The organism is Vibrio aestuarianus (genome assembly GCF_012395185.1).
In the GTDB taxonomy this organism is placed as follows: Bacteria; Pseudomonadota; Gammaproteobacteria; order Enterobacterales; family Vibrionaceae; genus Vibrio; species Vibrio aestuarianus.
The window spans coordinates 16882-36951 of sequence record NZ_JAAZTU010000003.1 but is presented as its reverse complement, the minus strand read 5'-3'; the positions used below and the strand labels follow the sequence as shown (position 1 = coordinate 36951).

At 43.1% G+C, this 20070-nt stretch carries 18 protein-coding genes, 1 tRNA gene and 1 riboswitch; of the genes, 8 read left to right on the top strand and 11 right to left on the bottom strand.

Annotated elements, in window-relative coordinates; all coding sequences use genetic code 11:
- The first annotated feature begins 50 nt into the window (after positions 1–50).
- The 3 genes from metG (at position 51) to HGG78_RS01810 (ending at position 4035) form a co-directional block, all read left to right on the top strand.
- Positions 51–2126 (top strand): methionine--tRNA ligase, encoded by a 2076-nt coding sequence (gene metG, locus HGG78_RS01820; RefSeq protein ID WP_172531915.1) that lies wholly within the window; start codon positions 51–53, stop codon positions 2124–2126.
- Between the two features lie 222 nt (positions 2127–2348).
- On the top strand, positions 2349–3155 hold the full coding sequence (locus HGG78_RS01815; RefSeq protein ID WP_053310196.1) for a hypothetical protein: 807 nt from the start codon (positions 2349–2351) through the stop codon (positions 3153–3155).
- A 130-nt stretch (positions 3156–3285) separates the two neighbouring features.
- A complete protein-coding gene (locus HGG78_RS01810) occupies positions 3286–4035 on the top strand; it encodes a substrate-binding periplasmic protein (protein WP_172531914.1) in 750 nt (249 codons plus the stop codon).
- 81 nt (positions 4036–4116) lie between these two features.
- On the opposite strand, the gene udp is transcribed toward HGG78_RS01810, so the two are convergent.
- The 3 genes from udp to HGG78_RS01795 all read right to left on the bottom strand — a co-directional run bounded on the left by udp (position 4117) and on the right by HGG78_RS01795 (position 8220).
- Complete coding sequence (gene udp / locus HGG78_RS01805) at positions 4117–4875, bottom strand: uridine phosphorylase (RefSeq protein ID WP_172531913.1); 759 nt, start codon at positions 4873–4875, stop codon at positions 4117–4119.
- A 443-nt stretch (positions 4876–5318) separates the two neighbouring features.
- On the bottom strand, positions 5319–7619 hold the full coding sequence (locus HGG78_RS01800; protein WP_172531912.1) for a zinc/cadmium/mercury/lead-transporting ATPase: 2301 nt from the start codon (positions 7617–7619) through the stop codon (positions 5319–5321).
- Between the two features lie 184 nt (positions 7620–7803).
- Positions 7804–8220, bottom strand: a complete 417-nt coding sequence (locus HGG78_RS01795; protein WP_172531911.1) for a CBS domain-containing protein — start codon at positions 8218–8220, stop codon at positions 7804–7806.
- A 277-nt stretch (positions 8221–8497) separates the two neighbouring features.
- On the opposite strand from HGG78_RS01795, the gene HGG78_RS01790 reads away from it, so the two are divergent.
- A complete protein-coding gene (locus tag HGG78_RS01790) occupies positions 8498–9463 on the top strand; it encodes a sensor domain-containing diguanylate cyclase (protein WP_172531910.1) in 966 nt (321 codons plus the stop codon).
- An 11-nt stretch (positions 9464–9474) separates the two neighbouring features.
- On the opposite strand, the gene moaE is transcribed toward HGG78_RS01790, so the two are convergent.
- From moaE to moaA, 5 genes are all read right to left on the bottom strand, one after another.
- Positions 9475–9930 carry a molybdopterin synthase catalytic subunit MoaE gene (moaE, locus tag HGG78_RS01785; protein WP_168522822.1) on the bottom strand — a complete coding sequence of 152 codons (456 nt, stop codon included), beginning with the start codon at positions 9928–9930 and terminating at the stop codon, positions 9475–9477.
- Between the two features lies 1 nt (position 9931).
- Complete coding sequence (gene moaD, locus HGG78_RS01780) at positions 9932–10177, bottom strand: molybdopterin synthase sulfur carrier subunit (protein WP_168522824.1); 246 nt, start codon at positions 10175–10177, stop codon at positions 9932–9934.
- A gap of 51 nt (positions 10178–10228) precedes the next feature.
- Positions 10229–10708 carry a cyclic pyranopterin monophosphate synthase MoaC gene (moaC, locus tag HGG78_RS01775; RefSeq protein WP_168522826.1) on the bottom strand — a complete coding sequence of 160 codons (480 nt, stop codon included), beginning with the start codon at positions 10706–10708 and terminating at the stop codon, positions 10229–10231.
- A 9-nt stretch (positions 10709–10717) separates the two neighbouring features.
- A complete protein-coding gene (moaB, locus tag HGG78_RS01770; protein ID WP_172531909.1) occupies positions 10718–11230 on the bottom strand; it encodes a molybdenum cofactor biosynthesis protein B in 513 nt (170 codons plus the stop codon).
- Between the two features lie 85 nt (positions 11231–11315).
- Positions 11316–12305 carry a GTP 3',8-cyclase MoaA gene (gene moaA, locus HGG78_RS01765; RefSeq protein WP_172531908.1) on the bottom strand — a complete coding sequence of 330 codons (990 nt, stop codon included), beginning with the start codon at positions 12303–12305 and terminating at the stop codon, positions 11316–11318.
- Positions 12293–12435, bottom strand: a riboswitch (molybdenum cofactor riboswitch). (Overlaps the previous gene by 13 nt.)
- Positions 12436–12616: 181 nt before the next feature.
- Between moaA and HGG78_RS01760 the strand changes: the two genes are divergently transcribed.
- Positions 12617–13507 carry a YvcK family protein gene (locus tag HGG78_RS01760; RefSeq protein WP_172531907.1) on the top strand — a complete coding sequence of 297 codons (891 nt, stop codon included), beginning with the start codon at positions 12617–12619 and terminating at the stop codon, positions 13505–13507.
- A gap of 23 nt (positions 13508–13530) precedes the next feature.
- Here the strand turns inward: HGG78_RS01760 and luxU are convergent, their stop codons facing one another.
- From luxU to uvrB, 3 genes are all read right to left on the bottom strand, one after another.
- Positions 13531–13875: a quorum-sensing phosphorelay protein LuxU gene (gene luxU / locus HGG78_RS01755; RefSeq protein ID WP_172531906.1), complete on the bottom strand. Its 345-nt coding sequence runs from the start codon at positions 13873–13875 to the stop codon at positions 13531–13533.
- A gap of 5 nt (positions 13876–13880) precedes the next feature.
- On the bottom strand, positions 13881–15284 hold the full coding sequence (gene luxO / locus HGG78_RS01750; RefSeq protein ID WP_172531905.1) for a quorum-sensing sigma-54 dependent transcriptional regulator LuxO: 1404 nt from the start codon (positions 15282–15284) through the stop codon (positions 13881–13883).
- Between the two features lie 244 nt (positions 15285–15528).
- A complete protein-coding gene (gene uvrB, locus HGG78_RS01745; RefSeq protein WP_168522836.1) occupies positions 15529–17559 on the bottom strand; it encodes an excinuclease ABC subunit UvrB in 2031 nt (676 codons plus the stop codon).
- Between the two features lie 550 nt (positions 17560–18109).
- Between uvrB and HGG78_RS01740 the strand changes: the two genes are divergently transcribed.
- The 3 genes from HGG78_RS01740 (at position 18110) to rsxB (ending at position 20062) form a co-directional block, all read left to right on the top strand.
- A tRNA-Asn gene (locus HGG78_RS01740) sits at positions 18110–18185 on the top strand.
- A 706-nt stretch (positions 18186–18891) separates the two neighbouring features.
- Positions 18892–19473 carry an electron transport complex subunit RsxA gene (rsxA, locus tag HGG78_RS01735; protein WP_053310213.1) on the top strand — a complete coding sequence of 194 codons (582 nt, stop codon included), beginning with the start codon at positions 18892–18894 and terminating at the stop codon, positions 19471–19473.
- A 1-nt stretch (position 19474) separates the two neighbouring features.
- On the top strand, positions 19475–20062 hold the full coding sequence (gene rsxB / locus HGG78_RS01730; RefSeq protein WP_053310214.1) for an electron transport complex subunit RsxB: 588 nt from the start codon (positions 19475–19477) through the stop codon (positions 20060–20062).
- Positions 20063–20070: the final 8 nt, after the last annotated feature.

Below are 20070 nucleotides of genomic sequence, written 5' to 3'. Positions count from 1 at the left end.
TAGTATTAGTCACAATTTCTAATACCTATCAATAAAAGCGAATATTAAGTATGGCGACTGATCCAAGAAACGTTTCTTCAAGGAAACTGCTGGTAACTTGTGCCCTTCCGTACGCTAACGGTTCGATCCACCTTGGTCATATGCTTGAGCATATCCAAGCCGACATTTGGGTTCGTTACCAACGCTTACGCGGCAACACTGTAAACTTCATCTGTGCTGACGATGCTCACGGCACGCCAATAATGCTTAAAGCGCAACAGATGGGTATCACGCCAGAAGAAATGATTGCCGCGGTAAGCGAAGAGCACCAAAAAGACTTTGCGGGCTTTGATATCAGCTTTGATAACTACCACAGTACGCACAGCGAAGAAAACCGCGAGTTGGCTTCACATATCTATCTTGAACTGAAGAAAAATGGCTTTATTTCTAGCCGCACTATTTCTCAGTTATTTGACCCAGAAAAAGAGATGTTCCTACCGGATCGCTTCGTTAAAGGCACTTGCCCTAAATGTAAGTCTGAAGACCAATACGGTGACAACTGTGATAATTGTGGCGAAACATACAGCCCGACTGAATTGATTAACCCGAAATCTGCCGTTTCTGGTGCTACTCCGGTAATGAAGGACTCTGAACACTTTTTCTTTGACTTGCCTCAGTTTGAAAGCATGCTTAAAGAGTGGACTCGTTCTGGTTCACTACAAACTGAAACTGCAAACAAAATGCAGGAATGGTTTGAGGGAGGCCTCCAACAGTGGGATATTTCACGCGATGCGCCATACTTTGGCTTTGAAATTCCAGGCGAAAAGAACAAATTCTTTTATGTGTGGCTAGACGCACCGATTGGCTACATGGGCTCATTCAAAAACCTATGTAACAAACGCGATGACTTAGACTTTGACGAGTACTGGAATAAAGACAGTAAAACAGAGCTATACCACTTCATTGGTAAAGACATTGTTTACTTCCACAGCCTATTCTGGCCTGCCATGCTTGACGGCAGCGGTTTCCGCAAACCAAACAATGTCTTCGTACACGGCTATGTGACTGTCAATGGTGCGAAAATGTCTAAGTCTAAAGGTACATTTGTCAAAGCAAGTACTTACCTTAACCACTTAGATCCTGAATGCTTACGCTACTACTACGCGGCAAAACTTAACAGCCGTATTGATGACCTTGACTTGAACCTTGAAGATTTCACGCAGCGCGTTAATGCTGACGTAGTTAACAAGATCGTCAACCTAGCTTCTCGTAACGCAGGTTTCATCACTAAGCGCTTTGATGGCAAACTTTCTGATACATTTGTTGAACCAGAACTGTATGCCGAATTTGCTGCCGCCGCTGAACGCATTGCAGAACTTTATGAAACTCGTGAATTCAGCCGTGCGATTCGTGAAATTACCGCACTCGCTGACAAAGCGAACCAATACGTTGATGAAAAAGCACCTTGGGTTGTGGCAAAACAAAAAGGTAAAGATCAAGAATTGCAAGATATCTGCTCGGTAGGTATTAATCTATTCCGTGTATTGATGACTTACTTGAAACCAGTTATGCCTGCACTGGCTGCACGTACCGAAGCTTTCTTGAATCAAGAACTTACGTGGGATGGCGTACAAGATCCACTCACAAGTCATAGCCTAACACCATTCAAAGCGCTATTTAATCGCATTGATCCTAAGCACATTGAAGCCATGATTGAAGCCTCTAAAGAAGATGCAGCAGCGGAAGCCGCAGCAAAAGAAAAAGCAGAAGCGGAAAACGAGAAAGCGAGCCAAACGGAACTGGACAAAGATCCAATTGCGGCTGAGATTGAGTTTGATGCATTTGCAGCGGTTGATATGCGTATTGCTCGTATCATCTCTTGTGAAGCAGTACCAAAAGCTGACAAACTACTAAAATTCCAACTAGATATCGGTGGTGAAACGCGTCAGGTATTCTCTGGAATTAAGTCGGCTTACAAACCCGAAGAGTTAGAAGGTAAACTGACCGTGATGGTCGCTAACCTCAAACCTCGTAAAATGAAGTTTGGCATGTCGGAAGGCATGATCTTAGCCGCTGGCCCTGGTGGTAGTGACTTGTGGATTTTAGAGCCACATGAAGGCGCTCAACCAGGTATGCGCGTAATGTAATCGCTCGCCAAATAACACAGTCCCCAATGCAGAGATGTATTGGGGATTTTTTATATCACCTGACCATCAATAGCGATCTGCCTCACACTTTTAGTTCAAAATGCACTATTTTGATGCATTAACTGGCCTTAATAAATCATAACCATCTGAATAATAAGAAATTAATAATTGGCATTAAGTCTGCTACCTCCTTATTGGTATAACATTAACAAGGAGTTGGTTATGTTTGTTTTTATCTCTATGCTCGTCTCTATCGGTATATTATGGTTCATGTTTTATTTATCTAAACAGCGTGAATCAACCTTACAGCGGAAATATGAATTACTGATCAATCTGCGCCAGTTGCTGCTTCTTAGCCGTCAGCACCGCAGCATTACGCACCATGCATTGCTATCAAACAGTCGACGAGACACCGAATTAACTGAAATACAGGACCAACTATTTCAGAAAAGTAACCAACTGATTGCCACAGCGCATTTTGACAACAAGCCAATGTACCGTGTACTGCAACTCAAGCTAAAAGCATTGATGAATGAATGGCCAGAACGCAGTGTAGCTCGTAATCAGATGATGCATGGTAAAACGATTCGCCACTGTATGTTCTTAATGGATGAAGTCATTTTGGCGTGGTTAGTTGAGTCAAGCCGCGAAGACTTAAGTGATGAATACCACATCAACTGGCAACAAGTCATTGATGCAATGGACTCACTCACGCAACTGCGTATTTGTATTGATGATATGCAAAGCCAGGATGGAAGAATGCGTCTACAGCACTACAGCGATGTTGTGAGACGTAAGATGAATCAGTTAGCGTTAATTAGCCCACTGACGATTGCTTCGCCTAGCTGTTCATCGGCCCTGCACAGCTTAGGTGAATTACACGACCACCCTGCTTTTGATATTAGCCCCGATAGGATGTATCAAATCACCACCGAAATATCATTGAGCATTTCGCATGTGTACGATCAAATGCTGAGTGATTTAACTGAAAGCCTCTACCAACCACTACCTAAAATTGCATTCAGTTGAGTAAAATAAGTCGGTTAGCATTAACGCTAACCGACTTACTCGATTTCTATCACAAATATTTTTTAAACAGAGCGCTAAAAGCAAACGATACCACTAGACTGAGCGATAGGTCGTCTTTAGGTTGGGATAAATGAAAGCAATATCGTGGATGTTAAGTTGTCTGTTATTCTCTTACCCGTTAGCCGCACAAGAAATGCGAGTAAAGTTTGCGATTGGAGAATGGGCTCCTTATACCAGTTCATCTGCTAACCCCAACGAGAAAATTGCAGAGCAGATAGTGGTCAAAGCCTTTGAAAGCCAGGGTTATCAGGTTGAATTGGATTACTTCCCTTGGTCACGCTCTCTACGCCTTGCAGCTCAAGATAAGTATGATGGCAGCTTCCCTTGGATGGTCAGCGACTCAAGACAGGAAAAGTTTCTTATCTCAGTGCCATTCTTTACTCAAAAAATTGTTTTTTTCTCACACAAAGATGTGGGCTTTACTTGGAACAATACTGAAGATCTCAAAAAATATATTATCGGTGCAACCCAAGACTACCAAGCAACCAATTATCTTATCAACTTAGGCGTTGAGCCCAATATCGCCAACGCTGAAGAGATTAATTTTATAAAGTTAGCCAAAAAACGTATTGATGCTTATCCGACAGGTTTGATCAGAGGAAACTATTTACTCGGTAAACTGTTTGATAGCAAAGAAGCATCTCAGTTCCAAGTCAGTAGCCAATCTCTGATGGAAGACAAAATGCATATTCTATTTTCTAAACACAACCTTGAACGCAGCCAACATCTTAACCGAGTGTTCGCTCGAGGTTTACAGCAGCTTATTGACAGTGGTGAATATCAACTTATCGTTTTTGACAGCAACCGGATTGATGAATGAAAATTTTGGCTGATGATTCTATGAACACAAAAGCCCCAAACATTGGGGCTTAGTTTTAAAGAGAAGTGTAAAGTTTAAGCGTTAAAGCATTTTACGTGCAGCTTCAACAACTACTTTAATTGAACGCGCTTCCGTCTCTTTCAGTATAGCGTGGTCTGGGATCTCTTTTTGAGTACGGTTAATGATAACACCGGCCACACAACCCGCTTTCAAACCAGAACTTGCACACATAGTCAGTAGCGTTGCAGATTCCATTTCAAAGTTTAGCACGCCCATGTCTTGCCATTCTTGCATTGAACCTTGGAAACGGCGTACAACACGACCAGTGAAAGTGTCATAACGTTCTTGGCCAGGGTAGAAAGTATCACTAGATGCCGTAACGCCCATATGCACTGTAGCACCACTTTCAACAACTGCTGCTTTCATCGCGGTTGCCACATCAAAATCAGCAACGGCAGGGAATTCCATTGGGGCAAAATGCAAACTCGCACCATCAAGACGAACAGAGCCTGTGCTCACGATCATATCACCAACATTGACATGTGGTTGGATGGCACCAGTGGTACCTACGCGTAAGAACGTACGAACGCCAAGTTGCGCAAGTTCTTCAACCGCAATAGAAGTTGAAGGACCACCAATACCAGTTGAACAAACCACCACTGGCTTACCATCTAATTCTGCACGGTAAACCGTATATTCGCGATGGCTTGCTAGAAAAACTGGATTTTCCATTTCTTCCGCGATTTTTTGTACACGCGCCGGATCACCAGGAATGATGGCTAGGGTTGCACCATTAAGATCGGCTTCGGTAACGCCAAGATGGAAAACTGCTTGAGACATAAGTGACTCCTTATTGCGGCTTGTTCAGCTCATAGATATTCATCGGGTATGGACTTACTTTATATGACCTAGCCTCAACAAAGAGTGATCAATTTCACAATGAATACCGTAATGTAACCGAACATTTCACGGAAAAACGGTTTGCATCACAAAAACGGTCCATATCGATGCAATAGTGTACGTTTAAATAATGCCATTGGTTTGCCTATACCCAAACTAATTGGAGTTGCAACTAGGCGGCAAGTGAGTGAATCCCCATGAGCATAGACATACTATGCGATTGAGTTGAGTGAACGTAGCCAACACCGCTGCGGCTTCAAGTAAAAAGGTTATATAGAACAAAACAATGCAATTATAGTTCGCATACTTCACATTTTCAGAAAGAATGGCGGTGAAAGCATAAATGATACAGGTGACAACCCGCCACCCGTATCAACATGAGGTTATTGCTTGAATTTCAATAAGCGCAAAGCATTCAATGTAACGAGAGCTGTCGCACCACTGTCAGCCAAAACAGCGACCCACAACCCTGTTATCCCCAATAAGCTTGTCACTAGAAATACGGCTTTTAAGCCAAGAGCCAGCGTGACATTTTGCCGAATGTTTCTTAACGTCGCTTGCGATAACTCCACCATGGTCGCTAATTCAATGAGCCGATTATGGGTAATAGCGGCATCTGCTGTTTCAAGCGCAACGTCGGTTCCTCCCCCCATTGCAATACCAATGCTCGCTTCTTTCATTGCCGGCGCATCATTGATGCCATCCCCCACCATGGCCACATTTTTTTGCTGTGCCAACTGCTGGATATAACTGACTTTATCTTGTGGCAACAAACTAGCTTTGAAGTCGATACCTAATTGAGTACTAATGGCTGCAGCACTTCTTTGATTATCACCCGTGAGCATGATCGTACTGATCCCGAGCCGATGCAGAGCATCAATGGCCTCTTTCGCATCTTCACGCAAGGTATCTTGCCAAGCCAATAGGCCAATCAGTCGCGCATCTTCCAAAGCAACAACAACGGTCTTACCTTCACTTTCTAACACTTCGATGCGCTGTTTTGTCTCATGAGAAACACTAACCGTCACTTTACTTGGCGCTAGTGCTTGGTATGTTTTTCCATCCACAACCCCACAAACACCTCGACCAATCAGTGCCTTCTTGTCAGAGGCCTGAGCAATAGGTAGCCCCATAGATTCAACTTTAGCAACCAAGGCGGTAGCCAGCGGATGGCTTGACCCCATTTCAATAGCTGCCACCATGCTCAATAATTGGTTTTCCGGATAACCATTAAGCGCAATCACATCAGTTACATCGGGTTTACCCTTAGTTAGTGTACCGGTTTTATCAAACGCGATAGTTTCAATTTTGCCTAACTGCTCTAACGCTGCTCCACCTTTTATCAAGGCTCCACGACGCGCACCGGCGGCTAAACCCGACGTAATGGCCGCTGGCGTTGAAATCACTAAAGCACAAGGACAAGCAATCAATAACAGCGCCAAACCTCGATACACCCACGTTTCCCAAGGCTGAGCAAAAAACAGTGGTGGGATAACAACCACCGCAAGGGAGAGCACCATCATTAATGGCGTGTACCAACGGCTGAATTGGTCAAGAAAACGTTCTAACGGCGCTTTACGAGCTTCAGCCTCTTCAATTAAATGCAAAATGCGGTCAATCGCATTTTCACCCTGTTTGGATACTATGATAAAACGTACCACTTGATCGACGACCACCGCGCCCGCCATCACATTCTCACCTTTAAAACGTTCAACTGGCAATGATTCGCCAGTTAAAGCACTTTCATCAAAACTGGCTGATACTTCATGTAACTGGCCATCGGCTGGAAGTCGTGCTCCCGGTGATACTTCAACAACATCCCCTGGCTGTAGCTCACTTACCGCGACATTCACGCGAGCTCCTGCCACTATTTTTGTTGCTGTTTCAGGTACCAGAGCCATTAATGCTTGCACACCACTTCTCGCACGAGAGGCGGCAAAAGCTTCCAAACGCTCACCGATAAGAAATAGTAAAAGAACCATCGCCGCTTCTACTGTTTCCCCAAGATAGAGTGCACCTAATGCGGCAACGCTCATTAACGTTTCTATAGCGAAAGGGGTTCCTGACTTTGCCAACTGTATCGCTTTTTTGGCAATCGGATATAAACCAGCCAAGCAGGTTACGACGAAAATCCAGTGGCTAATCTGTGGCAAGTAAGATTGGATAATGGCAGCAAAAACCATGGCTGAGGCTATTGAGAAGATTTGTGCATTGTGGATGAGGATCAATTTCCAACCAGTGTTATCGCTAGTTTTTACTTGAGATGCACCAGTGCGGCGAATCGAAAAGCCCGCACTGGCAACGGCTTGCTCTATCGCTTGTTCTGCCTCTGGCGCATTAAATTGAACCACCAGTTTTTCAGTAGCAAACAGTACTTTTGCATCAACAATAGCGTTTACTTTTTTAATCGCGGTTTCTATTTTTCGCGCACAAGAAGGACAATCCATTCCCTCTATTTGCCAACTTAAAGAATAAAGCGCATTGGATGATGCTCTCCGAGCAGATTCCTCGTCATCAGTAGGGTCTGCACCACTTGGACAACCTTGAGAGCTACAACAGCCGCCATCACTAGGCTCTACCGTAGCCGCTTTAATGGAGGTGATTTTGGGACTAGCACATGAAGCAGAATGCTGATGAACTATCGTTTTTTTTGTTGAGCGACAGGCGTCGTGTTTTGTACACATAAGGTTCTCCTTTTACTTTTCAATAAGCTTACACCTTAGAGCTAACTCCAAGGTCAATACTCCAGTAAAAAAAAGAGACGCTCTTTGGCGTCTCTGGACTACTCACACACAATTTAAGTTAGACTCAGGATAGCAAAGACAACGACATCCTTATTTCGATCGATTAGAAAACGATTGAATCTACTTATACTTGTCGCTTGAAACAGTTGTCGAGATTTTTACCCAGTGCACGTAGCACATCTCTTCGGGTGATAATACCCACCAATTTGCCCTGGTCTATCACGGGATAAACCTTAGGTTTACCGACTTTCATCATATCAGCAAGTTCTATAATGGAGGTATCAGGCCCGACAGATAACACATCAGGGTGCATACAGTCACTGACTAGATGTGTGTCTTGGCAAAAATAGCTGACTTTCACTAATTTATCGAGTAGGTCCTGCTCGGAAAGAAAACCGATAACCTGCTCTTGATCGTTAATGACAGGGCCGCCTAGATGATCAGAACGAATCACTTTATCTAGCGCGGCAGTGAGTGGCATTTCGGGTTTAAAAGTAACCGCTTGTAATGTCATATAATCTTTAACTTTGAGCGATTGCATAATAGTCTCCTTACTTGCAACGTTATGCTGCCTTTAGAGTAAGTGTTGTCTAATTTCTTGATTTTACTAAATGGAAATGACCAATTTTTTTAATAGGCAAAAACTATCACCATTCCAGAGTGTTACTTTACTAAAAGAAAATCATTGAAAAACAAAAAGCCCTTCGTCTCATTTATAAACCACTTAATAGCATTGAACACGCCATTGCGCGCAAGATTTTATCGTCAAGATCATCTATATATTAATGTATTAACTTTTATATTATTAAGGCTGAGGTATGGCGAATTCACCGTTAATATCCGCTATCTTAGAAAATCCAGTGTTGATGTATGCCTTCTTTGAATCGCTTCCTGAGCCAACTTTTCTCATTAATCGTGAAGGAGTCTATGTCGAAACATGGGGAGGAACCGACAGAAGTCGTCACCATAACCCTGCCACCATCATCGGCCTAAACCAATACCAAGTGCTTCCACACGATAAAGCTCGTTGGTTTAATCAAATCGTTGCTGACGTGATTGATAGCGGTCAGCACCAAGAATTCGAATATGAGCTTGATCCGAAAACTTTACCCTGTTTTGAAGGCATAGAAGGCCCTCAAGATGTTCAATATTTCAATGCACTCGTAATCCCGTTAGCCGGAACAGAGTATGTACTCTGGACGGTACGTAACATTACCGAATACAAACGTACTGTAGAAAAACTCGCGACCCACCAGCTCGAGCTTGAAAAACTGACCTATATAGATCACCTCACCCAAGTCTATAACCGCTACGCGATGGATTCCTTACTCCCTCAAGCTTTAGATATGGCTAGGCTAGAAAAATCCAGTGCCGCTATTTTTATGATCGATATCGATTGTTTTAAACAATACAACGACCACTATGGGCACGTTAATGGTGATGATGTGTTGCGTGAGGTAGGGAAACTACTTCAGCATTGGAAACGAAAACATGATCTCTGTTTTCGGTACGGAGGAGATGAATTTTTGCTATTTCTTACCGATATAGATGACAAACAATGTAAAGATAGAGCCTATCAACTACTCGATAAAGTGAGAGAACTAGCGATCCCCCACAAAGGTTCACACGTTTCTCCCTATGTTTCGATAACAATCGGCATACAACATTGCGTCGATATACCAACCAACATGACACCACAACAATTTGTTGCAATTGCAGATAAAGCTCTATTTCATGCTAAACATCAGCAACGAGGCACCATTCATATGCTCAAAAAGGACTAAGCAAATGGTACCTATCTCTGCCAACGAGCCGCAGCTTTAGCATCAGAATCTCTTGAATCCACCCAACGTGTTTCATGCGTGGTACGTTCTTTTTTCCAAAAAGGCGCTTTAGTCTTTAAGTAATCCATGATGAATTCGCACGCTTCAAATGCAGAACCACGATGCGCACTGGTAACACCAACAAACACAATTTGATCACCAATATCCATGTCGCCGACTCGATGAATCACACGAATTTTCTGCAAAGGCCAACGTAGCTCAGCTTGATCACAAATTTCACTGAGCGATTTCTCTGTCATACCTGGATAGTGCTCCAGCGACAAGCCAATGACGTTGTCGCCCAAGTTCATATCTCGAACTTTACCAATAAAAGTAACCACCGCACCGGCTGCCGTTCCCTCCGACAGATATTGATATTCGGCATCAACCGAAAAATCATCTTGCTGTACGCTTACTCTGCTATCCATTTTAGCCCCCAGTCACTGGTGGAAAAAAAGCAACCTCGTCACCAGTTTGCAACACTGTATCGAATGGGACAATCGACTGATTAACGGCGGCTAATAATTTACCAGCCTCTAGCGCGAGCCCCCACTTACCTTCTTGAGCGGCTAAGTGAGCACGCAATGCTTCAACCGTATCAAACTCACTATCAACAACCAAACTGTCTTGCCCAACTAATTCTCGTGTTTGAGCAAAGAAGAGAACCGTAATCATGCCTTCACCACTTACTGTCTTGTTTGAATTATAGTTTTCAAAATTCAATTTTTATTCTTCGGCCTTAAAGTGACCCGATTTCCCGCCTGTTTTTTCCAACAAACGAACTTGGCTAATCACCATATCTTTTTGAACGGCTTTACACATATCGTAGATGGTCAACGCCGCAACCGAAGCAGCCGTCAGAGCTTCCATTTCTACGCCTGTTTTTCCTGCAAGCTTACAAACAGATTCAATACGTACTTTATTTTCAGCCTCAATAGCCTCAAGCTGCACTTCAACTTTGGAAAGCAACAATGGATGACAGAGTGGAATTAAATCCCATGTTTTCTTTGCCGCCTGAATACCCGCGATACGAGCCGTAGCAAAGACATCACCTTTGTGATGTTGCCCAGAAACGATTAACTGCAACGTTTCTGGTGCCATATGAACAAACGCTTCTGCGCGTGCCTCTCTAACGGTTTCGGCCTTTGCCGAAACATCAACCATGTTAGCTTCACCAGAAGCATTAATATGAGTAAATGAGCTCATCGGGCTTCCTTATACCGCAAGGTGAGGCATGAAATTACAAGGGCGATGACTTGCATCCATTTGCTGCTTAATAATTTTCGTCCAACCAGTACGACATGCCCCGGTAGACCCCGGCATCGCAAAAATTACGGTGTGATTAGCAAAACCCGCAATAGCGCGAGATTGAATGGTGGATGTACCTATCTCTTCATAAGAAACCATTCGGAATAACTCGCCAAAACCTTCCACTTCTTTATTAAATAAAGGCTTAAGTGCTTCAGGTGTACTGTCACGAGAAGTGAAGCCTGTTCCTCCAGTGATCAACACCGCTTGGACGTTTTCATCAGCAATCCACTGTGAAACAATCGCTCGAATTTTGTACATATCATCAATGACAATTTTCTTATCTGCTAATTTGTGACCAGCTTCTTGAAGCTGCTCGGCTAAGTAACCGCCTGAGGTATCATTTTCTTCAGTACGAGTATCTGACACTGTTAATACCGCGATATTTGCAGGTTGGAATTTGCTTTCTGCGTGACCCATTAGTTCACCTTTCTTTTTAAAATATGATGTTGTATTGAACTTGCCCCTTCGTTATATCGTGGGCAAGTATCAGAAAATTCGAATTTTAGCCGCCGATTGAGGCGAGATGTGGTGTCATTCCTGTATGACCATCATGTAGAAAATGACTCACAGATTTAGTTTGTAATTGCGCTTGGATACGTTCAATTAACGCTGTTTCTTGTTCATCTTTTTCAAGCAGATCACGCAGTTCAACTCCATGGTCGCCAAACAGACACAAATGCAGTTTGCCTTTTGCTGATACTCTTAAGCGATTGCAACTCTCACAAAAGTTTTTCTCATAAGGCATGATAAGGCCAATCTCACCTTGGTAATCGGCATGAACGAACACTTGTGCCGGACCATCATTATTAGCTCGTGCTTTGAGCACCCAGCCGTCCGCAATAAGTTGATTACGAATCGCTACGCCAGAAACATGATGACGGTCGAACAAGCTATCCATATCTCCAGTTTGCATCAATTCAATAAAACGCAGTTGAATAGGACGGTGTTTGATCCAGTTGAGAAAAGCAGGAAGCTCGTGATGATTCATGTCTTTCATCAGTACGACATTAACTTTAACCTGCTCAAATCCGACTTCAAAAGCACGCTCAATCCCCGACATTACATCATTGAACTTATTCTCGCCCGTGATCTGATGAAACATTCGCGGATCTAAACTATCAACACTCACATTGACGTGAGTTAACCCCGCGGCTTTCCAATGTTCAACTTGCTTCGCCATACGGTAGCCATTGGTTGTCGTCGCTACTTTATTGATGCCAGCTGTATTGGCCACTGTCGCAATAATTTCGGTGAAATCTTTGCGGAGACTGGGCTCACCACCAGTGATGCGTACTTTAGACGTACCACAATCAGCAAATGCTTTTACGACGCGTTGTATCTCTGGGAGGGTTAAAAATGACGAATTTTTCTGCCCCGAAGGTTTATAACCATCAGGCAGACAATATGTGCATTTAAAGTTACAGACATCTGTAACGGATAAGCGTAAATAATAAAATTTACGCTGAAATCTATCTTCGAATTGTTGCGCCACGAAACACCTTTCCAAATACGGGAGGCATAATCATTTCCAATTATGCCCTTGTGGCAGTAGACCACTGGCTTAACCACCTTATCTCACAAAAATGAGACTTAGCTGATTAAGCTCGGAGCTATGGCAGCTGTTGAGGTATTATAATCAACCAAATCAACAGCAGCTGAAGGTAAAATACTTAATATTTTTAAGTGATTCTACCCTTGTAGCAAAAAAAATATATCCACCACTCAATTTACCACCTAATGAGTATGAGTTATGAACCACCTACTCTAAATTGTAGTGAAATATTTAAAAATAAGAAGAAACAGATGAGTATTTACGCATCCAAAAAAGTCGTCGCTATAGGCGGCGGACACGGGCTAGGACGTATGCTAGCGGCTTTAAAAGATTTCGGTTCTAACGCAACCGGTATTGTTACCACTACCGATAACGGCGGCTCAACTGGTCGCATTCGCCACTGCCAAGGTGGTATTGCTTGGGGTGATACTCGCAACTGTATTAATCAATTGATTACCGAACCCTCGATCAGTTCGATGATGTTTGAATATCGCTTCAAAGGCGCAGGTGAGCTGAATGGACACAACCTTGGTAATTTAATGCTAACTGCTTTAGACAACCTATCGGTACGCCCCCTCGATGCAATCAACCTGATTCGCAATATGCTGAAAGTGGACGTCAATATCGTGCCAATGTCGGAGCATCCTTCTGATCTGACTGCTTTGTCTTTGGATGGTCGCTGGGTTACAGGTGAAACCAATGTCGATGAAATGCAGGAAAACTTGCGCCGTTTAGACTTGTCGCCTGAAGTACCAGCTACGAAAGAGGCGGTAGCGGCAATCAGTGCTGCAGATTGTATTATCCTTGGCCCCGGCAGTTTCTTAACCAGTGTAATGCCGCCACTGTTACTGCCAGAGATCGGCAATGCCATTAAACAAAACATAAAAGCAAAATTGATTTTTGTCGAAAACTTATCGCCAGAGCAAGGTCCGGCGGGAAGAATGTCACTTCAACAAAAATTGGAATGGTGTGAGAGAGCATGTCATGCTCGTGGTATTGATGTTGTGATTGGCGACACGCCTCATCCAGAGCTCGCTGAACGATGGAATTGTGTCACCAACGACTTAGCCTCTCCCAACCGCGACTGGCGGCATGATCGCGTAAAACTTCAGCAAGCGATTGAAGCTCAGTTAATCGGTTAATTCCCTATGGAATTACCTAATAATTAACTTGGCTCCATCAAGTTGGAATAACAGCGATGCGTTTCTTCAATCAAACTCAGCATCGCTGCCAATTCTTGAGCCTCATCAAATAACAACTGCTCTTTCGCTTTCGCGTCAATCTCAACGGCTTTAGCACATAATCTATCAGCACCAAAGCTCGATGCGCTACTTTTTAGAGCGTGGCTAATCTCTTTGAGATACTCAAACTTGTTACTTAGCGTGTCATCAGTAAGCTTATGAGAGTAGTCACTAAGCTCCCCTAGAAAGATCTGCAACAATACAGGAACGTTCTCTTCACCAATTTCCTGAGCTAAATGTGCAATTTTATTTTGATTTATTAATTCCATTTCGATTAATTCTCTTTGGCGTTCCATGCTTGAATTTTACGATAGATGGTTGAAGGGCTAACATCTAAATAACCCGCGGCTTTAGGAATATTGCCATCACAAGCATCAATCGCTTGCTCAATGGCTTGCTTCTCTGTTAACCATAGTGGAAAAATATCATGTACGGTGACACTTTTTTTATCAGTCTCTGAATTCGAATTGGGGATACGGATTTGATTATCCAGAACTTGGTTCAAAGGTGGTGGTAGCATAGTTAGTTGGATCTCACTACCTTGGTTCAAAACAACAACGTTACGTAAAACATTTTGTAGTTGGCGAACATTACCGGGCCATTCATACTGTGTAAAACGCTCAACCACCTCAGGCGCTAGACGGACAAAGCCTTTTCCTTCTTCTTTCGACATGAAACCTAACAACGAATAAGCGATTTCAATAACATCATCACCTCGTTCTCGCAAAGGGGGTAAATGCAAAGGGATTACATACAGTCGATAGTACAAATCTTCTCGAAAACGCCCTTCTTGAACTTCTTTCCAAGGGTCACGGTTGGTTGCACAAACAAAACGCACATCCACACTTTTCATTTTAGACGAACCGACTTTTTGGAATGTACCCGTTTGTATAAAACGCAATAGCTTGGTTTGTAAATCCAAGTCCATTTCACACAATTCATCCAAAAATAGAGTACCACCATCGGCTAGCTCGGCAGCACCTTGTCGGTCGGTGGCTGCACCAGTAAATGCACCTTTGACGTGACCAAACAACTCACTTTCTATCAAATCTTTAGGAATCGCCGCACAATTGATGGCAATAAACGGTTTATCACCGCGCTTACTCGCAGCATGAATCGCTTCGGCGCACACCTCTTTACCTGTACCACTCTCACCTGTGATAAAAATACTGGCTTTACTGGTTGCGGCAGAGTCAATAGTGCGATAAACCGACTGCATAGTTTGACTACTTCCAATAAAACCTTGGTAATTCTGATTACCCGGATTACCGACGTCATCTCGTAATTTGCTTGCTTTGCGAATGGCGTTATTGACCGTGACACGCAAACGGTCCGCTTCACAGGGTTTAATCAGAAAGTCTTGTGCCCCATGACGCATTGCTTCAACGGCAGTATCAATCGAACCGTGTGCTGTCATGAAAATCACAGGGACGTCAGGATATTGATCTTTGACCGCGTGCAAGACGTCCATACCAGTCATATCCGGTAATCGAAGATCGAGCAAAATTAAATCTGGCTCTCGATGGGCCAAGCTTTCTATTGCGTAGCGGCCGGTCCCGACGATATTAATATCGATTTCAAGAGGCGTTAAATAAGAACGATACAACGCCGCAACAGACGCAGTATCTTCGACCATCAGAAGATACTTAGTCTTCCGTATTGATAAACTCGATTGCATAACCTAGCCATTAACATTTGCAGTATGCCTTAATTGTTGCATTAAGGTTTGCATTTTGCAAAAAAAAGTTAGAGAAAGCCGATAGTTTAAAGCCCACATCACACTTTAGGGCTTAGTTAAGCTTGGCATGGTATATGCTTTAGCTTATATGACCCTTAGGGGTCACCTAGCCAACTGACGTTGTTAGTGAATAAAGTATTCACAAATAACAGCCAATAGAGTCTCTTTTCTATTGGCTATTTTTTTAACTATTGGTTATGAACTGCTGACGTAACTTCTCAATCTCATCTCGTTTCTGTGCTGCTAATTCAAATTCCAAATCTTGCGCATGTTTATACATTTTAGCTTCTAATTTACTGATCTCTTTCTCTAATTGCAGTGGTGTTAACGCGCCATAGGTTTGAGAGCTTTCGGCCACTTTCGATAACGGAACTTGAGCGCTAGCACGCTGTTTTTTCGATTTGGTGATGTCACCCAATTCCATAATATCTTTGATATTACGTTTAAGGGCCTGCGGTTGAATGCCCAGCTCCTCGTTGTGCGCTTGCTGCTTTTGACGACGACGCTCGGTCTCATCCATCGCTTTCTTCATCGAGTTAGTGATACGGTCTGCATATAAAATCGCTTTGCCTTCGATATTACGTGCGGCACGACCAATGGTTTGAATCAGCGATCGTTCTGAACGTAAGAAGCCTTCTTTATCTGCATCCAAAATAGCAACCAACGACACTTCTGGCATATCCAAACCTTCGCGAAGTAAGTTGATGCCCACTAATACATCAAACTCACCCAAACGAAGATCACGAATAATTTCAACTCGTTCAACTGTGTCAATATCCGAGTGAAGGTATCGAACTTTTACTCCATGCTCATGCAGATATTCGGTTAAATCCTCTGCCATTCGTTTAGTCAGAGTGGTAACCAATACTCGCTCTTCCTTGGCCGAACGGATTCGAATTTCAGACAACAGATCATCAACTTGTGTCGCCACCGGGCGAACCTCCAGCACAGGATCAAGCAAACCCGTTGGACGAACAACTTGATCGACAATCTGACCTTGCGATTTTTCCAATTCGTAGTTACCCGGTGTCGCAGAAACAAAAATAGTTTGTGGCGCGAGTGATTCAAACTCTTCGAACTTCAATGGGCGGTTATCTAGGGCAGAAGGCAAACGGAAACCAAATTCGACCAACGTTTCTTTGCGCGATCGATCCCCTTTAAACATTGCGCCAATTTGCGGCACAGTGACGTGAGATTCATCAATAATCAACAAGCCATCATGAGGCAGATAGTCAAAAAGTGTTGGCGGTGGCTCACCTTCATTACGACCGCTGAGATAGCGCGAGTAGTTTTCAATACCAGAACAGAATCCAAGTTCATTCATCATTTCAATATCAAATTGAGTGCGCTGCGATATCCGTTGTTCTTCGAGCAATTTGTTATTTTCAAGCAGATAAGCTTGGCGAGTTCGCAGCTCTTCTTTAATCAGTTCTATTGCATCTAATATTCGCTCTCTAGGAGTCACGTAGTGAGTTTTGGGATAAACAGTATACCTTGGCAAGTCACGCTGAATCATCGCCCCTGTGAGCGGATCAAACAGGCTGATGCAATCAATCTCATCATCAAACATTTCGACTCGTACAGCGGCATAGTCTGACTCGGCTGGAAATATATCAATCACTTCACCGCGGACTCTGAATTGACCACGTTCAAACGCCATGTCGTTACGTGTGTATTGAAGCTCCGCTAAACGGCGGATAATATCGCGCTGATCCATCACATCACCACGGCGGACGTGCAGCATCATCTTTAAATATGAATCTGGATCACCCAACCCATAAATAGCGGAAACCGAAGCAACAATAATTGCATCTTTACGCTCTAAAAGTGCTTTGGTCGCGGAAAGCCGCATTTGTTCTATATGGGAGTTAACCGAGGAGTCTTTTTCTATAAACGTGTCCGTGGTTGGCACATAAGCTTCTGGTTGGTAGTAATCGTAGTACGAGACAAAATACTCAACCGCATTATTGGGGAAGAATGATTTCATTTCCCCATACAATTGAGCGGCTAAGGTCTTGTTAGGTGCCAATAAAATTGCTGGACGCTGAGCTTGCGCAATGACATTGGCTAAAGTAAACGTTTTGCCCGACCCCGTCACACCCAATAAGGTTTGATGAGCAAGCCCTGCGTCTAACCCAGCAAATAACTGTTTAATCGCCGTTGGTTGATCCCCCGACGGTTGATAGTCTGATACCAATTCAAACGCTTTGTTCATAGTTCCTCTAACCAATGCCTGTGACCTCTCAAGCATTCTCGCTGTTAGCGAGGTTTTGTTGCAAGCAATTCATCAAAATAGTTGTGCAGAAGATCGAGCAAGCATCGAAAAAAACACTAGATTACCACTTTGGAGTTTGCTATCATCCTCCACCCAATTCGTACAAAAATCAGCCTTGTACAAAAAAATAATCCACTTGTTTTCCCCAAAATACTATTGAAAATCGATATTTTTATTTTTACGCGATGTAACCACCACCACAATCGTCTCGGTTGATAAGTCATAAAAAAAACGTAAAAACAAACAGTTAAATACAAGATTAACAGTAAGTCACATTTGAGTAATTACTCAATATCTGTCCTAAAAACAAGTTGCGCAAGGTTCATTAACACACTTATCCACAATTTTGGTGGATAAGTAAACCTAGCCTAATACTGATAAGGGATACAAAAAAGTAAAGCATTTTTAATGGGAAAATTTATTTTTTATTGATGTAAAAAGGTTGACACTAAACATCTCGCTAGCTAACATTCGCACCGCTTAAAGCAATTCCCCCTTAGTTCAGTCGGTAGAACGGCGGACTGTTAATCCGTATGTCGCAAGTTCAAGTCTTGCAGGGGGAGCCAAATTCCAGAAAAAAGACGTCCTAGGACGTCTTTTTTTGTATCTAAACCTAGCTATTTCAAGGAATTGCATTCTCTTAACGTCTTTTCCTGACTCGTACTAGCTTAGAAGTTTAGGTACACAAATAGGTACATTGTCCGTATGTTCCAATTTACGGTGTACAAATCATGGCAAGAACAACTCAATCTTTAACAGATAAACAAATCTCTAACGCTTTCTAAGCTGCCTGTGCGGCAGTGAACGGCAAGATCTGAGTCCTTTGTTGCGAACATAGCCTTGCCACAAGGCAAGCATTTCTAAAAACCGATGCCGTTCTTGAAGAGTGTGAATAGTCAAACCAATAATACCCATAGAAAATAATGAGTATAACGTAGCATAATCAATCAGATGCATCTGTGATTATTTCGATATTACATCTAGAAATTCGCAACAATGGAATGAGGGATATCGAGCAAGAAATGTATTTCAAAGCATAACTTTGAGAACAACTACAACTTTGCTCCAAAGCCATGATGCCAAATAGTAGAGTGGTATAATAGCCATCAAGCCCAACGCTTATATTAGCTATGGCAATCAACCTCATGCGGTAAGTTTGGCGCGAAAGCGTATAGATTTCCGCCAAAGGTATAAAACCTTATCTTTCCTTGGTTGTTATTACCCTTGCAAAGCACGATAATGACCGGATCGGAATTTAAGATTGATATAACTATGACCGAATATTTTTTGTTGTTAGTTGGCACAGTACTGGTCAACAACTTTGTACTGGTAAAGTTTTTGGGGCTTTGCCCTTTTATGGGTGTCTCAAAAAAACTAGAAACGGCAATAGGCATGGGGTTGGCGACGACATTCGTACTAACCTTAGCCTCTGTGTGTGCCTACCTAGTTGAAAACTACATACTCCACCCATTAGGCATTGAATACCTGCGCACGATGAGCTTTATATTAGTTATTGCGGTAGTGGTGCAATTTACCGAAATGGTGGTACACAAAACTAGCCCAACGTTGTATCGCCTACTTGGTATTTTTCTTCCTTTGATCACCACTAACTGCGCTGTTTTGGGTGTGGCTCTGCTTAATATCAACGAGAACCACAATTTTATTCAGTCTATTATTTATGGGTTTGGTGCTGCCGTCGGGTTTTCATTGGTATTGATTCTGTTTGCCTCAATGCGTGAACGCATCAGCGTGGCCGATGTACCCACGCCTTTTAAAGGGGCCTCTATCGCGATGATTACCGCAGGTCTTATGTCTCTTGCTTTTATGGGCTTTACGGGGTTAGTGAAACTGTAATATGAGTACGATACTAATCGCTGTTCTCGCGCTTGCTGCTCTAGCCGCCATTTTTGGTGCCATTTTGGGCTTTGCTTCTATCCGCTTTAAAGTGGAGGCCGACCCTATCGTCGATCAAATTGACGCTATTTTACCGCAAACTCAATGCGGGCAATGTGGATACCCAGGTTGTCGTCCTTACGCTGAAGCCATCGCTGGCGGAGACAAAATCAATAAATGCCCACCAGGTGGCCAGGCAACCATCGAAAAACTGGCCGATTTAATGGGCGTCGAAGCAGAAGAGTCAGCCCACGACCTTGATAATAAAGTGAAAACCGTTGCATTTATTCATGAAGATATGTGCATCGGCTGCACAAAATGCATTCAAGCTTGCCCTGTGGATGCGATTGTCGGCGGCACTAAAGCACTGCATACCGTTATAAAATCGGAATGTACTGGCTGTGACCTCTGTGTTGCGCCTTGTCCAACTGACTGTATTGAAATGATTCCAGTAGAACAAACCACCGATACTTGGAAGTGGCAAATGAACGCCATTCCTGTTGTTGATGTTACCGATTCTGCATCTCAATCGCAGAAAAGCGTGAATTAAGGACTGGT